General features: G+C 44.5%; 12 protein-coding genes, 1 riboswitch and 1 other annotated feature. Of the genes, 2 read left to right on the top strand and 10 right to left on the bottom strand.

Translation table 11 applies throughout. The features are described from left to right. Positions 1–87: 87 nt before the first annotated feature. Positions 88–1,122, bottom strand: a complete 1,035-nt coding sequence (locus tag EDD68_RS05495; protein WP_132371246.1) for an AimR family lysis-lysogeny pheromone receptor — start codon at positions 1,120–1,122, stop codon at positions 88–90. A 188-nt stretch (positions 1,123–1,310) separates the two neighbouring features. Between EDD68_RS05495 and EDD68_RS05490 the strand changes: the two genes are divergently transcribed. Further along, the gene (locus EDD68_RS05490; RefSeq protein ID WP_207902541.1) at positions 1,311–2,171 is read left to right on the top strand and encodes an MBL fold metallo-hydrolase; all 861 of its coding nucleotides are present in this window, start codon (positions 1,311–1,313) and stop codon (positions 2,169–2,171) included. A gap of 43 nt (positions 2,172–2,214) precedes the next feature. Here EDD68_RS05490 and EDD68_RS05485 read toward each other — a convergent pair whose 3' ends face one another. The 9 genes from EDD68_RS05485 to ilvB all read right to left on the bottom strand — a co-directional run bounded on the left by EDD68_RS05485 (position 2,215) and on the right by ilvB (position 13,285). Further along, entirely contained in the window at positions 2,215–2,982 is a 768-nt protein-coding gene (locus tag EDD68_RS05485) for an EAL domain-containing protein (protein ID WP_132371244.1), read from the bottom strand. An 80-nt stretch (positions 2,983–3,062) separates the two neighbouring features. After that, a riboswitch (cyclic di-GMP riboswitch) is annotated at positions 3,063–3,150 on the bottom strand. 250 nt (positions 3,151–3,400) lie between these two features. Further along, a complete protein-coding gene (ilvD, locus tag EDD68_RS05480) occupies positions 3,401–5,098 on the bottom strand; it encodes a dihydroxy-acid dehydratase (RefSeq protein ID WP_132371243.1) in 1,698 nt (565 codons plus the stop codon). A 139-nt stretch (positions 5,099–5,237) separates the two neighbouring features. Next, positions 5,238–5,825, bottom strand: coding sequence for a 3-isopropylmalate dehydratase small subunit (gene leuD / locus EDD68_RS05475; protein WP_132371242.1), 588 nt, complete (start codon positions 5,823–5,825; stop codon positions 5,238–5,240). A gap of 11 nt (positions 5,826–5,836) precedes the next feature. After that, entirely contained in the window at positions 5,837–7,252 is a 1,416-nt protein-coding gene (leuC, locus tag EDD68_RS05470; protein ID WP_132371241.1) for a 3-isopropylmalate dehydratase large subunit, read from the bottom strand. Positions 7,253–7,320: 68 nt separating this feature from the next. Next, a complete protein-coding gene (gene leuB, locus EDD68_RS05465; protein ID WP_132371240.1) occupies positions 7,321–8,397 on the bottom strand; it encodes a 3-isopropylmalate dehydrogenase in 1,077 nt (358 codons plus the stop codon). A gap of 21 nt (positions 8,398–8,418) precedes the next feature. Further along, the gene (locus EDD68_RS05460; protein WP_132371239.1) at positions 8,419–9,969 is read right to left on the bottom strand and encodes a 2-isopropylmalate synthase; all 1,551 of its coding nucleotides are present in this window, start codon (positions 9,967–9,969) and stop codon (positions 8,419–8,421) included. Beyond that, complete coding sequence (ilvC, locus tag EDD68_RS05455) at positions 9,956–10,984, bottom strand: ketol-acid reductoisomerase (protein ID WP_132371238.1); 1,029 nt, start codon at positions 10,982–10,984, stop codon at positions 9,956–9,958. Before ilvC ends, EDD68_RS05460 begins: the two co-directional genes overlap by 14 nt. A gap of 55 nt (positions 10,985–11,039) precedes the next feature. After that, positions 11,040–11,561 carry an acetolactate synthase small subunit gene (gene ilvN / locus EDD68_RS05450; RefSeq protein ID WP_132371237.1) on the bottom strand — a complete coding sequence of 174 codons (522 nt, stop codon included), beginning with the start codon at positions 11,559–11,561 and terminating at the stop codon, positions 11,040–11,042. A gap of 2 nt (positions 11,562–11,563) precedes the next feature. Next, positions 11,564–13,285 (bottom strand): acetolactate synthase large subunit, encoded by a 1,722-nt coding sequence (gene ilvB / locus EDD68_RS05445; RefSeq protein WP_207902540.1) that lies wholly within the window; start codon positions 13,283–13,285, stop codon positions 11,564–11,566. 122 nt (positions 13,286–13,407) lie between these two features. Then, positions 13,408–13,671 (bottom strand) — a binding site (T-box leader). A gap of 454 nt (positions 13,672–14,125) precedes the next feature. Between ilvB and EDD68_RS05435 the strand changes: the two genes are divergently transcribed. After that, entirely contained in the window at positions 14,126–14,698 is a 573-nt protein-coding gene (locus tag EDD68_RS05435; RefSeq protein WP_243646761.1) for a uridine kinase family protein, read from the top strand. Positions 14,699–14,986 lie beyond the last annotated feature (288 nt).

Raw genomic sequence — 14,986 nt, 5'->3', positions numbered from 1 at the left:
TTCAATGACAGCTTCCATCCCCCGCCCGGAAGACATTCTGGACAAAAAATGACGTGTCATGATAAACACGTCATCACCTGCTAAGTATTATAGGTATGGTAATTGCTCTATAGCCTTTAGAGGCAGCCGAGCAAAAAAGTAATCCTTATATTCATTTACAAAACCATCATAGGCCTTCTGTAATATCCCTGTATCCTTTTTTGCCAGTCCATAATAATAAGTTCGAAATGGGGTGAAGTGATCAAGATTTTCTAGCAGTTCTATAGCCCTTTTCCTGTTTCCTCTGGCAATTTCTAAATGAGCCTGTTCCGACAGATCAGTAGTTTCAATTTCTTCATATTTGCCGAAGTGTGCAGATATAAAAGGAATCGTATGATTCGCTACCTGATCGTAAATAATTTTATAACCGTATACGCTGGATAATAACAGCGATTCCTGAATATGTCCCATTGCTTTATCATAACTTTCAAAAATAAAGGTTTGGGCCAGATGGGAATGCAGCATAGCTTTTCTCTCTTGATTGTAACTATTGTTAACCACTTTATACGCATACATTCTTGCCATGATGACTTCGTTTTTTTTCCAGTGATAATGAAATAAAACCTCATATTGCCGCATGGTGAGATAATCACGAAGCAAAGGGGATTCTACCTGATCAATCCATGCTTCCAGGGTATCCAGATAAACACCTAATTTTCCGTATTCCCTTAAATCGTAATAACTGTATATCAGCATGAATAGCTTTAATGCTTGAAGAGCCGGGTCAGATGGTCCCAGGTCGTTCATACAGTCAATTAATTCCCGGGCATTGATTTTCCGTTTTTTCCGTAAATACATCCATTTATACATGTTCGCCCATTCTGCTGAGGTTTCATCAAGGAGTCTAGAATGTTGATCAACCAGGGTTCTTAATTCTTCATAAAAGCCATTCCAGTAGAGAAACTCCATTCCCTCCCTTTGAATACGCGGGGAACTGGAAGATATAACGAATTGTTTGATAATCTGGATGGTATCATATAAACTTCGATTATTTTTTGCAATTTGCATATTCAAAAATAACGGCAAGTGTTCACTTAACCCAATAGCTGACAGATCGTTATGTTCTATCTGGTTTCCCGTCATCTTTTCAAACCCCTCTGCACAGGTGAGATGCTTCACCATTTTTCAGGATTATTTTATATTTTACTACAAAGATTTGCATGATTTCAAAACAGAATGCCAAATATGACTGGCAAACGGGGACTTCTTACATGAAAATGTCGATTCGGATGCATGATAATAGTAGGAAAACAATTAGGAAGGTGATCATGGTGGACAAAGATATTGGATATGGTCAGGATTACAAATTCATACCCGCAACTTCAGTAGCAAGCGGAATGATGCAGGAAATTGCCGAAGGGGTGCTCTTTCAGACGATTCAAATCGTAAATATTGGCTTGATCACAAACCGTGAACAATCAAAATGGATGCTGATTGATGCGGGAATGCCAGGTTCGGCCGATGATATTCTTGAAACCTGTGAAAGAATATTGGGCCCAAAAAGCAAGCCTGAAGGAATTATTTTAACCCACGGACATTTTGACCATGTAGGAGCGCTGATTGAGTTATTAAAAGAGTGGGAAGTGCCGGTTTATGTACATCCTGATGAGTTGCCGTTTGTTACAGGGGAACTCAGTTATCCTGAACCGGACCCTTCTGTTGAAGGGGGGCTGATTGCAAAGATTTCACCAATGTTCCCAAATGAACCGGTGAATATCGGAAATTATGCCCGAGCCATTCCATCCGATGGGTCCGTTCCAGAATTGGCGGAATGGCGCTGGATACACACACCAGGACATACACCCGGACATATTTCTTTGTTTCGAGAAAGGGATCGGGTCCTTGTCGCCGGAGATGCTTTTGTAACCGTGAAACAGGATTCCCTTTACAAAGTCCTTACCCAGAAACAAGAAATCAATGGTCCTCCAAGATATTTCACAATCGACTGGGAACAGGCCTGGAATTCTGTTAAAAAATTAGCATCATTAAATCCGGACATAGCACTCACCGGACATGGACTTCCTGTATCAGGTGACAAGCTCTCTGCTGGACTGGACAAACTGGCTCAGGAGTTTGACAAACTGGCCATTCCTGACTTCGGCCGCTACATTGACGAAAAACCTTATTCATAGATGCATAATGAAATCCCCTGGTGACTTCATTTCTCAGGGGATTTTAATCTTTATGTATCGTCGTTGCTGTATGGGCATGCTGATCATCCTGAGTGGCAAATTGGCCTAGCGGTGCCGGTTTATCAAGATAAAATCCCTGGCCTATATCGACCCCGAGTTCTTTTGCCATTTCCAGATCTTCTTTTGTCTCAATCCCTTCAAGGACAACCTTCATCGCCTCACTGGAAAAATGGACAAATACTTTCACAGCCTCCTGTTTCATCAGGGAGTGCTGAAGGTTTTTGGAAAAATATTTATCGAGTTTGATGACATCCGGTTCTATCTCGATAATATTTTGAAAGGAAGCTGAACCCTTTCCGACATCATCAATAGCGATCTGGAAACCGTTATGTTTTAAAAAGGAAATCATTTCCTTAAGTGATTCTGGATTTTGAATGACCTCATTTTCGTTTATTTCAATGACCATATCAGATGGGTCAAACGGAAATGTGTTCAAGAGTTTTTCAGAAAAGGATAAAAATGATGGATGCTGGAGTGTAGAAGGGAAGAGGTTAACAAATAAACACTGTCGTTTGAACAGATTATATTTTGAAAAATGCATCACAGCATTGGTTACAGATGACGTATCCAGATCAAAAAGACACCCATGTTCTCTGGCCGTACGGAACACATCTTCCGTACGATCGAAATTGTTTACCCTTAATAGGGATTCATATCCAATAACCTGGTCATTTTTCAGTTCATAGAGGGGCTGGAATACATGATGGAACAGCCCGTGTTCCAATATTTCCTTCATTGCACTGGCATTCATGACAGAATTCCTTTCTCACCACATGTTTGTTCTCAAAAAAAAAGATTCACCGAAAAAGTGAATCTTTTTAAGATTACTTCTTCGGTAACCCGGCGGCCTTAGCAAACAATTTGCCTTAGGTCCGTAGCTTTGCGTCCCTATCTTTCGATAGGTTTGCCTTTATCGGAAGTGATGATAGGATGATATTCCTAACAATTACTATGTATTGGTAATTTTATTTATAGTTATAACATATATTCGAAAAAAAATCTACCTGTTTCTACAGATTTAGACAAATCCATGACATCTATATATCAAACTCCCCGATGCCCTTAACGATATTTTATTTATCCTGTCTGCTATGAACAAACTTCTCTACTGGTTGACATCTTTGTATACGTAAAATGGCATCAGGTTCATCCTCTGATGCCATTTTACCTTAATCATCGAGATCTAAATCGGTAACCGCACCTTTAGATGCCGAAGAAACCAGATGTGCATATTTGGCAAGCACACCTTTCAATTTACGCTCTGGTTTTTTCCATTCTTTGCGGCGCCGTTTTAGTTCTTCATCACTGAGATCGACGGACAGTTCCCGGTTTTCACTGTCAATGGTAATCATATCCCCCTCTTTTATTAATGCAATCGGTCCTCCAACCTGCGCTTCCGGTGCTACATGTCCAACGACAAGACCGTGGGTCCCTCCGGAAAAACGCCCGTCGGTTATTAGTCCAACGGTATGCCCGAGGCCTTTTCCTACTAAAATGGCAGAGATCGAAAGCATTTCCGGCATTCCCGGGGCACCTTTAGGGCCCACATATCGTATGACCAGTATATCTCCTGGCTTTATGTCATCATTTAACACAGCATCTGTGGCATCTTTCTCCGTATCAAAGACCCGTGCAGGTCCGGTAATATTGGTGACCTTTAAGCCGCTTACCTTTGCTACCGCTCCTTCTGGTGCCAGATTGCCCCTTAAGATAATCAGAGGGCCATCTTTTCGTTTCGGCCGATCCAGAGGAGTAATAATGTTCTGATTCTCCTTTAATGGGGCCGCTTCTTTCAGGTTCTCCGCAACTGTCCTTCCGGTTACCGTCAGGCAATCCCCATGGAGGAGTCCGGCTTCGAGGAGGATCTTCATAACAGCCTGTACTCCCCCAATCTCGTGAAGATCCTGCATCACATATTTGCCGCTCGGTTTTAAGTCTGCAATATGGGGAACCTTCTTTTGAATCCGTTCAAAATCTTCAAGCCCTAATTTGACTCCAATCGAATGAGCAATGGCCAGAAGATGAAGAATCGCGTTCGTAGATCCCCCGAGGGCCATGACCACTGTAATAGCATTTTCAAAGGCTTCTTTCGTCATAATATCTTTCGGGTAGATTCCCTTTCTCATTACATTCATCAATGCTACCCCGGCATCGTAGCAATCTTTATGTTTTTTCGTTGTATCGGCTGGATTGGAAGAATTGTAAGGTAAACTCATTCCCATCGCTTCTATTGCAGCTGCCATGGTGTTGGCCGTATACATTCCGCCGCACGAGCCCGGGCCCGGACAGGCGTTGCATTCTACTTCATGGAGTTCTTTTCGGTCAATATCTCCCTGATTATACTTGCCAACTGCCTCAAATGCCGACACAATATCGATATCCTGACCATGTAAGTTTCCTGGAGAAATGGTGCCCCCGTATACAAAAATTGCCGGAACCTCACAGCGGGCAATGGCCATCATGCATCCGGGCATATTTTTGTCACAGCCGCCGATGGCAATCAGACCATCCAGGTTTTCTGCTCCCACCACCGTTTCAATGGAATCAGCAATGACCTCCCGGCTGTTCAGGGAATACTTCATCCCTTCTGTCCCCATGGCGATTCCGTCTGAAACCGTTATGGTATTAAAAATCATCGGTGCCCCTCCGGCATCACGGACACCCTGTTTCGCCTTTCGGGCCAATTCATCAATATGAACATTACAGGGTGTCACTTCACTCCAGGTGCTGGCGACTCCCACCATCGGCTTTTTAAAATCCTCATCAGTAAAACCGACAGCCCGAAGCATCGCCCGGTTTGGTGCCCGGTTTACGCCTTCACTGATTACCTTACTTTTAATCCGCATATCTTTTGTATCATCTGTCATCATACTTCCCCCCCGAAATTTGAGAACGTGTGTTTAAACTACTATATGCGTTTTTTCAGAAAATTTCAATATGTTCAGGAATGCCCGATTCAAAAGGTCATAAAGCCCTGACCTTTTCTTATATAGCCAGGGCAAAACTTTATGCTGTATGGTTTCTTTCAAAATCTGTGATTTTGTCCGCATATTTCAATGTCACATCAATCTCATCCCACCCATTGATCAGCATTTCTTTCCAGTAGGAATCGATCTCAAAAGACTGCTCAAATCCTTTGTCATCACGGATTCGCTGTTCTTGCAGATCGATGGTGCATTCATAATCTGCCCTCGCAGATTCTTTTAACAGATATTGAATATCTTTTTCAGGCAATGGAACGGGCAAAATGCCATTTTTGAGACAATTGTTATAAAAAATATCGGCAAAGGAAGAGGCGACAATCACTTTAAACCCGTAATCCTGGAGTGCCCATGGAGCATGCTCCCTTGACGAGCCGCATCCAAAATTGTCCCCGGCAACCAATATACTGGCCCCTTGATTTTCCGGCCGATTTAGTTCAAACTCTTCGTTTACCGAACCATCGTCCTTAAATCGCCAGTCATAAAACAGAAACTGCCCAAATCCGGTACGTTCCACCCGTTTTAAAAACTGTTTGGGTATAATCTGGTCGGTATCCACATTGACACGGTTCAGACCTGCTACTTTTCCTTTATGAACAGGGATTGGTTCCACTATTTTCCCTCCTATCCTACCGGCTCTTTTTCAAGTAAGCGAATATCTACAAACTTTCCATAAATGGCTGCAGCAGCTGCCATCGGCGGGCTGACCAGATGGGTACGGGCACCTTTTCCCTGCCGGCCTTCAAAATTCCGATTTGAAGTAGATGCACAGCGTTCCCCTTCAGGGACTGTATCCGGGTTCATACCGAGACACATGCTGCAGCCGGAATCTCGCCATTCAAATCCGGCATCAATAAAAATCTGATCCAGCCCTTCCTGTTCTGCCTGTTCCTTAACCTTCTGTGATCCTGGCACAACCATGGCACGAACCCCCGGGGCTACTTTTCGCCCCTGGACGATTTTAGCTGCAGCCTTTAGATCAGATAATCTGGAATTGGTACAAGAACCGATAAACACATGCTGTATTTCGATTTCCTCCATCGGTGTATGGGGTTCTAAACCCATGTAATCCAGCGCTTGAGCTGCCGCACGCTTTTCGGTGTCTGTGTTAAAATCATCCGGTGATGGAACCCGTTCTGTGACAGGCACACACATGGACGGGTTCGTTCCCCAGGTAACTTGAGGGGCAATTTCAGATCCGTCTATTTCCACAACCCTGTCATAGTCTGCCCCTTCGTCGGTAGCGAGGCTTCTCCATTCCTCTACCGCCCTTTCAAAATCTTCACCTTCCGGGACATATTTTCTCCCCCGCAGGTATTCGAAGGTTTTGTCATCCGGGCTGATCAAGCCGGCTTTTGCCCCAGCTTCTATTGACATATTACAGATGGTCATCCGTTCTTCCATGCTCATGTTGCGGATCACTTCTCCTGTATACTCAATCACGTAACCCGTTCCGAAATTCACTCCGAATTTTCCGATAATCGCGAGTATCACATCTTTGGCTGTAACCCCTGCTCCCAGCTTGCCTTCCACGTTTACCTTCATGGTTTTTGGCCGGACCTGCCAGAGTGTCTGCGTCGCAAGAACGTGCTCTACTTCACTGGTTCCGATTCCGAAGGCCAGAGCTCCAAAAGCTCCGTGAGTTGACGTATGACTGTCCCCGCATACAATCGTTTTACCAGGCTGGGTTAATCCCAGTTCTGGACCGATGACGTGAACGATTCCCTGCTCTGGACTGTTGAGATCTGCCAGCTTAATGCCAAATTCCTTACAGTTTTCAACGAGGGTATCGATTTGTTTTTTTGCAATTTCATCTGTAATTGAAAAACGATTCACGGTAGGAACATTGTGGTCCATTGTAGCAAAGGTCAGGTCCGGTCGGCGGACCTTTCTCCCCTTTAGCCTGAGGCCTTCGAATGCCTGGGGTGAAGTGACTTCATGGACCAGATGTAAATCAATATATAAAAGATTCGGCTTCCCCTTCTCTTCGATGACTGCATGCTTTTCCCAGATTTTATCCACAATGGTTCTGGCACACATATTTTCCCCTCCCTTTTCAAATAGATGGTCAAGTGTCAGCCCGAACAGGACGGGCTGACACTGAATGATTACGTTTCAAGATATTCCACTACTTTTTGAGTCATTTCGTCTGTTGACAGAATGGTGGTTCCCTCCTGGGCAATATCCCCTGTACGATAGCCGCCCTTCAAAACCTGCTGTACAGCTTCTTCCACAGCACATGCTTCTTGATTCATAGAAAATGAGTATTTCAGCATCAATGCAGCAGATAGAATCATGGCGAGGGGATTGGCTTTGTTTTGACCGGCTATATCAGGGGCAGAACCGTGAACCGGTTCATATAACCCCGGGCCATCATCTGAAAGACTGGCAGATGCCAGCATCCCCAGTGATCCGGTCAGCATCGATGCTTCGTCACTTAAAATATCCCCAAACATATTTTCCGTCACGATTACATCAAACTGAGCAGGATTCCGGATCAGCTGCATCGCCGCATTATCTACCAGCATGTGCTCCAGCTTCACTTCCGGAAAGTCCTTTGACACCTCTTCGGCCACTTCCCGCCACAATTTACTTGTCTCCAGCACATTGGCTTTATCAACAGAGGTTACCTTCTTTCTTCTCACCTCTGCCAGTTCGAACGCTTTCCGAATGATCCGTTCCATTTCCCTCCGGGTATAAAAGAGGGTGTCTACTGCCGATTCCTCACCGTTTTCATTCTGTCTTCCTTTTGGTTCCCCGAAATATAATCCCCCCGTTAATTCACGGACGATCATTAAATCGACTTCTTTTATAATCTCCATTTTTAAAGTGGAGGCTTCTGCCAGGTCAGGAAAGCAGGTCACAGGGCGCAGATTGGCAAACACCCCGAGTTCTTTTCGAAGACCGAGCAGCCCTTTTTCGGGACGTAAATGGGATGGGTTTTGATCCCATTTTGGTCCTCCTACTGCTCCTAAAAGAACCGCATCACTGGTTTTGCAAACTTTAATGGTATTTTCGGGAAGGGGCGTGCCTTCCTGATCAATGGCATCACCCCCGATCAACGCAAATTCATAGTCAAACTGATGGCCAAAATGGCGGGCCACAACATCTAAAACTTTAATGGCCCCATCCATGATTTCTCTTCCGATTCCGTCTCCTGGCAAAACTGCAATTTTCTTATGCATCGAGATCCCCATCCCCCTAACCTATCCTTTGCTTACCGCCTTTTGCTGTTCATGATTCCATTTTTCCTGCATAAATACCCGGTTAATGGCATTCACATAGGCTTTTGCTGACGCCTCCAGCACATCCTGGGCCGTTCCCCTGCCATTGGAGGTTCTCCCCCTATATTTTATTTTGACGTACACTTCTCCAAGGGAATAGCTGCCGCCGCTTGTTGACTGAATCCGATAGTCTAAAAGCTCCACAGGCGAATCCATCATTTTGTCAAGGGTATTGTAAATGGCTTCTACACTTCCCGCACCGGTACCGGCTTCCTGGATTTGCTTTCCGTCCGGAGTCTCGAGGGTAATGGTCGCAGTTGGAATATGATTGGTTCCATACTGTACCTGAAGAGAAGTAATCTCATAGTAGCTGCTGGAAGAACCGGCCCGTTCTTCGGTCATTAGCGCCATTAAATCTTCATCGGTAATTTCTTTCTTCTTATCTGCCAGATCTTTAAACGCCTGGAATACGCGGTCCAGCTCATCAGGTTCCAATTCATAGCCCAGTTCTTTCATCCGATTTTTAAAGGCATGTCGCCCGGAATGTTTTCCAAGAACCATCGAATTTGATGCAACTCCTACTAATTCAGGAGATATAATTTCATAAGTGGTTACTTCTTTTAATACGCCATCCTGGTGAATGCCTGACTCATGAGCAAAGGCGTTTTTCCCTACAACTGCTTTATTCGCCGGAATGAGCATACCTGTAAGTTTGCTGACCAGTTGGCTCGTGCGGCTGATTTCATCCAGCTTCAGGCCAGTCATGGCATTATAGTGGTCCTTCCGAATATGAAGAGCGACCGCAATTTCCTCCAGAGATGCATTTCCGGCCCGCTCCCCGATTCCGTTAATGGTACCCTCGATCTGATCAGCGCCGTGTTCGATAGCGGCAAGAGAATTGGACACAGCCATCCCCAGGTCATCGTGACAGTGGGCAGACAGCTTTACCCGGTCTATATTAGGTACATTTTCTTTTAAATAGTTAAAAATTTTTCCGTACTCTTCAGGTGTGATATAGCCAACGGTATCCGGAATGTTGACCACATCTGCTCCTGCATCAATTACTTCTTTTACAATCCGGGCAAGGAATGGCAAATCAGTGCGGCAGGCGTCCTCTGCTGACCACTGAACGATCGGAAATCGTTTTTTCGCATATCTTACCGATTCAACTGCTGTTTCAACAACCTGTTCCGGGGTTTTCTTCAGCTTGTAAGTCATGTGAACCGGTGAGGTAGCTATAAAAATATGAATCCTTGGCTCTTCCCCGTATTTCAGGGCTTCCCATGCGGTATCAATATCCTTCTGATTCGTGCGAGCAAGACCCGTTACCGAGGAACCTTTAATGGTTTCTGCAATTTCCTTTACGGAGTGAAAATCTCCGCGGGAAGCTGCCGGAAAACCTGCCTCAATAATGTCCACCTGCAAACGCTCAAGCTGCCTGGCAATTTCCATTTTTTCCGAGTGATTCAAATTGACCCCGGCTGACTGTTCCCCATCACGAAGGGTCGTATCAAACATGTTAATCTTTCGCACCAGCGCCCACTCCCTGCTTTTGTTTATTCCCTTTGACAAAAGGCATCATTTCACGAAGCTCACGACCTACGGTTTCGATTAAATGATTCTTTTCTTTTGCGTTGATGGCATTGAATTCTGGACGGTTCACCTGATTCTCGAGAATCCATTCTTTGGCGAACTTGCCGCTTTGAATGTCTTTCAGTACCGCTTTCATATTTTCTTTGACATGTTCATCAATCACCCTTGGTCCGGACTTAAAGTCTCCCCACTGGGCGGTGTCGGAAATGGAATAGCGCATGCCCTCCAGGCCGCCTTCATACATCAGGTCCACAATCAGTTTTAATTCATGCAGACATTCAAAATAGGCCACTTCCGGTTGATAACCCGCCTCAACCAGAGTTTCAAAACCGGCTTTGACAAGTGAGGTTAAACCGCCGCAAAGAACGGACTGTTCACCAAATAAATCCGTTTCCGTTTCCTCCTGAAATGAAGTTTCCAGAACACCGGCACGGGCTGCCCCAATCGCTTTGGCATAGGCCAGGGCATATTCTCTGGCATAGCCGGTATAATTTTGTTGAACGCCAATAAGGGCTGGAACCCCTGCTCCTTCGGTATAGGTACGCCGGACGAGATGTCCCGGCCCCTTAGGTGCTACGAGAAAAACGTCTACATTTTCGGGAGGAACAACCTGATTAAAATGAATGTTAAACCCGTGGGCAAATACTAGGGCATTTCCTTCCCTTAATCCCGGTTCAATCTGATTTTTATACACAGCTGGCTGATGTTCATCCGGAAGAAGCACCATCACAATATCAGCCTGCTCTGCTGCTTCCCGAACGGTCATCACCTGATGTCCATCAGTTTCCGCCTGGTTCCATGATTTCCCTTTCCTGAGACCTACCACCACATTCATGCCGCTCTCCTTTAAGTTCAATGCATGGGCGTGCCCCTGTGATCCATAACCGATAATCGCAATCTTTTTATTTTTTAAAAGCTCCTCATTACAGTCTCCGTTATAATACACGTTTGCCATCAAAAACCTCTCCTTTCAAAAATTCATATATATTTTTAATCATCAAAAACAAATGTTACGGATTAATCAGCAAATTGTGTCTGCTTTGTTTAAGCTGTTTGGTTCCCCTTGTGAAAGCAGTTGTGCCTGTTCGGGCGATTTCTTTAATCCCATATGGCCTTAACAGGTCAATTAAAGCTTCCACCTTATCCGTTTTTCCAGTCACCTGTACCACAATGCTGTCTTTGCTCACATCTATGATCGAAGCCCTGAACGGTTCAATCACCCCTGTGATTTCCGATCGGTTTTGAGGGGAACTCATGACTTTTATTAAGGCAAGTTCCCTTGCGACCATGGGCATATCCGTTATATCCTGAACCTTAATGACATCAATCTGCTTGTTCAGCTGCTTGATCAGCTGTTCGGCCTTTCGTTCATCCTCTACTTCTACCACGAAGGTCATTCTGGAAACTTCCGGTGTTTCCGTATGACCCACCGTTATGCTTTCAATGTTGTAGCCCCTTCTGGAAAATAAACCGGTTATGCGGCTTAGAACTCCGGAGCGATTGTTGACAAAAGTCGTAATGATCCGTCTCATAGCTAAGGCTTCACCCCTACCATCTCATGATTTCCTTTTCCTGGAGGCACCATTGGATAGACCTTTTCCTCCGTTGGAATCTTGACGTCGATCAGAACGGGACCTTCATATTCCAGCGCTTCTTTCAACACAGCTTCAGCCTCCTGTTCACTGGAAGCTTTGAATCCTTTAATTCCGTAGGCATCTGCCAGCTTTAACAGGTCTGGCTGATCTGGAATTAACGAGTGGGAATAGCGTTTTTCGTAAAAAATTTCCTGCCACTGTCTTACCATCCCGAGGGAATGGTTATTCATCACGACAACTTTTACGGGAATATTAAACTGGGCCAGAACGGTCAGTTCCTGAGATGTCATTTGAAAACCGCCATCCCCCAGAATCGCTACTACAGTTGCTTTTTCATCAGCCAGCTGAGCCCCAATCGCTGATGGAAGGCCAAATCCCATCGTTCCGAGGCCTCCGGAAGTAACCCAGCGGTTCGGTTTTTTAAATCCATAATACTGAGCTGCCCACATCTGATGTTGACCAACATCTGTTGTGATGATGGCATCTCCTCGTGTTTGCTCATGAATCATTTCGATGAAACGCTGGGGTTTCACCACGTCCGAATCTTTCTTGTACGTCAGCGGATATTCTTTCTGATAGCTGTTTAGCTTATGGATCCAGCTGGATGTATCCGCCTGTTTTCCGTTTTCTTCAATCAGTGCTTGTAACGCTTCCCTTGCATCTCCAACAACGGGAATTTCTGTTGGAACATTTTTGCCGATCTCCGCCGGATCAATATCGATATGGGCGACTTTTGCCTTTGGAGCAAAATGTTTCAGGTTCCCTGTCACCCGATCATCAAATCGTGCACCAATGCTGATTAATAAATCACATTCATATAAAGCCATGTTTGCAGTGTAGCATCCATGCATGCCAGCCATTCCAAAATACAACTCATGATCACCCGGCATACCTCCGAGCCCGAGCAGGGTGTGCACAACTGGAATCTGCTGCTGTTCCACATATTTTCTCAGTTCTTCGTTAGCCCTGGCATGAATCACCCCTGCCCCTGCAAGGATGACCGGTTTTTCCGAACGGCTGACGGCCTCCACCAGCTTACGGATTTGCAGGTGATTCGGTTTTGTCGTCGGCTGATAGCTCGGGATATTGACCTCTTTAGAGTAATCAAAAATTCCTTTGGCACTGGAAATATCCTTTGGGATATCAATTAATACAGGTCCTGGTCTTCCGGTTGTGGCAATGTGAAAAGCTTCCTTGATCATTTTTGGAAGCTCATTTACATCTCGCACCTGATAACTGTGCTTGGTAATCGGCATGGTGATTCCAATGACATCCGCTTCCTGAAAAGCATCGGATCCGATAACCCCCGATGCAACCTGACCGGTAAACACGACAAGAGGCAATGAATCCATCATGGCATCGGTTAAACCTGTAACGACATTGGTTGCGCCGGGACCTGATGTGACGATACAGACACCCGGTTTACCGGAAATTCGCGCATAGCCTTCTGCCGCATGGATCCCGCCCTGTTCATGACGGGTTAAAATGTGTTTGATTCCCGCGTCATACAACTTGTCATAAATCGGAAGCACAGCGCCTCCCGGATACCCAAAAATGACTTCTACATTCTCTTCCTTCAGGGCTTCAACCAGCATCATGGCTCCATTCATTTTGCCAGATGTCGACTTTTCAACACTCGCTTCCTTAACTTTTGTTTTCATCAACAATCCTCCTTGAGAAAAAAACGTAATAAAGGATTAAAGGCCAATAGACTGACACCATCCACCTGTTTTGTCTTTAATAAAATAAAAACCTCCCCGCCCCCTATACAGCCCGAAGGCTTGCAAGGGGCGGAAAGGTTTGACTTTCCACGGTACCACCCTATTTTGTGACACCCTTACAAGCGTCACCTCATGAACGTATACCGGATGGATACGTTCATTTTAATAACGAGTGCCCGTTGACACCCGGCCAGCCCTACTGATGAAAAACGTTCGGGCTGACACTCAGAGGGGAGTTCATCCACAGTGGTATCACCGGTTTCCAGCTGCCCCGGCTCTCTGTAGATACCGAACCTGTGATTACTGGTCCTCTTCAACGCGTTAATCCGTTTATGTCGTGTATTGTTTGAGGACTATCATACGCCGATTTAGAGCGGGAGTCAACCACTTTTTTAATAATTTTTAGATAATTTAGATTTATCTAACTTATTGTATCCGCTTTCATTGTGAATTTATGAACGATTGTGAAAGGTCAAAGAAAATCAAAGAAATTTTGTTACCATTACAAACCGATTGCCTAAACACAATTGTAGGGGGCGTACGCAGGGTGGGGTAATTTCCTTATACGTTATATATAGCCCAATCTACATATTGGTATAATTGCTCTGAATCCGATAGAATATGTTAAAATATGTATAAACATTGTAAAAAAAGTTCTTAAGTTAACCGTGCAGTTTACTTCAACAAACAGGTTTAACAAAATATTCAGAACTAATATTTAACAAACTTAAAAGTGGTGATAAAGTGAATTTTAATGCGAAGCAAGGTGACGTGAATAACATTGAACAATTGATTAGCTCCATCAATTCTATATCTAAAAAACAATCAACCTTGTTAATCGGAATAGATGGATGTGGAGGTTCAGGCAAGACAACATTAGCAAATAAGTTGAAGACGGAATGTTCAAACGTAACTGTGGTTCATATGGATGATTTTTATTTACCTTCTTCTCAACTGATAAAAGCACCACCAGAAAAGAAACCCATTGGGGCAGATTTTGATTGGAAACGTTTATTAAAACAAGTTCTTGAACCTATCCGTCAAAACAAAGAGGGATGTTATCAACGGTACGATTGGGATATAGATGATTTAGCAGAATGGCATACAGTCCCCGTTGGAGGAATGGTCATTATTGAAGGTATTTATTCCATTCGTAAGGAATTAGCAAATAAATACGATTATAAAATATGGGTTGATTGTCCACGAGATATAAGGCTTTCACGGGGGCTTAAAAGAGATGGTGAGGAAGCTCGCGGTATATGGGAAAACAATTGGATGGTCTCAGAAGACATCTATGTAAAAGAACATAAACCTTATGAAATAGCAGACCTCGTAGTTAATGGAACGGAATAAATCCATTAATCCGCTAACGAGTGGGATTGTTGAAGAATTGCTTAGTAACGATCTAATGTGCGACACTCCCCACCTTCTGCAGTTCGTTTCACAATTCGATTAGGTTCAAATGGCTAAACCTACCTGGAAGTCTGCGACAATCCACGATCTGAGGCCCTCCACTTCTTTCGCTTAAACGCTTCTTGAATCGCATTTTTTGTTCCGTCATATTTCGAACGTCGGTCATCGCTAGACCATTGGACTGAACGGTTGTACGTCGGTCGTCTTTTCACGATAAATTTTGAGCCA

It is taken from the genome of Melghiribacillus thermohalophilus (genome assembly GCF_004342905.1).
Lineage (GTDB): Bacteria > Bacillota > Bacilli > Bacillales > Alkalibacillaceae > Melghiribacillus > Melghiribacillus thermohalophilus.
Note: the sequence above shows the minus strand (reverse complement) of the source record. Positions and strands in the feature narration are given on the sequence as shown.

Bases quoted from the DNA above. Each gene is read 5' to 3' on its own strand.
- ilvD (WP_132371243.1), bottom strand. From the start codon at position 5,098: ATGACAGATGATACAAAAGATATGCGGATTAAAAGTAAGGTAATCAGT.
- leuC (WP_132371241.1), bottom strand. From the start codon at position 7,252: ATGTGTGCCAGAACCATTGTGGATAAAATCTGGGAAAAGCATGCAGTC.
- EDD68_RS05495 (WP_132371246.1), bottom strand. From the start codon at position 1,122: ATGACGGGAAACCAGATAGAACATAACGATCTGTCAGCTATTGGGTTA.
- EDD68_RS05485 (WP_132371244.1), bottom strand. From the start codon at position 2,982: ATGAATGCCAGTGCAATGAAGGAAATATTGGAACACGGGCTGTTCCAT.
- ilvB (WP_207902540.1), bottom strand. From the start codon at position 13,285: ATGAAAACAAAAGTTAAGGAAGCGAGTGTTGAAAAGTCGACATCTGGC.
- ilvN (WP_132371237.1), bottom strand. From the start codon at position 11,561: ATGAGACGGATCATTACGACTTTTGTCAACAATCGCTCCGGAGTTCTA.
- ilvC (WP_132371238.1), bottom strand. From the start codon at position 10,984: ATGGCAAACGTGTATTATAACGGAGACTGTAATGAGGAGCTTTTAAAA.
- leuB (WP_132371240.1), bottom strand. From the start codon at position 8,397: ATGCATAAGAAAATTGCAGTTTTGCCAGGAGACGGAATCGGAAGAGAA.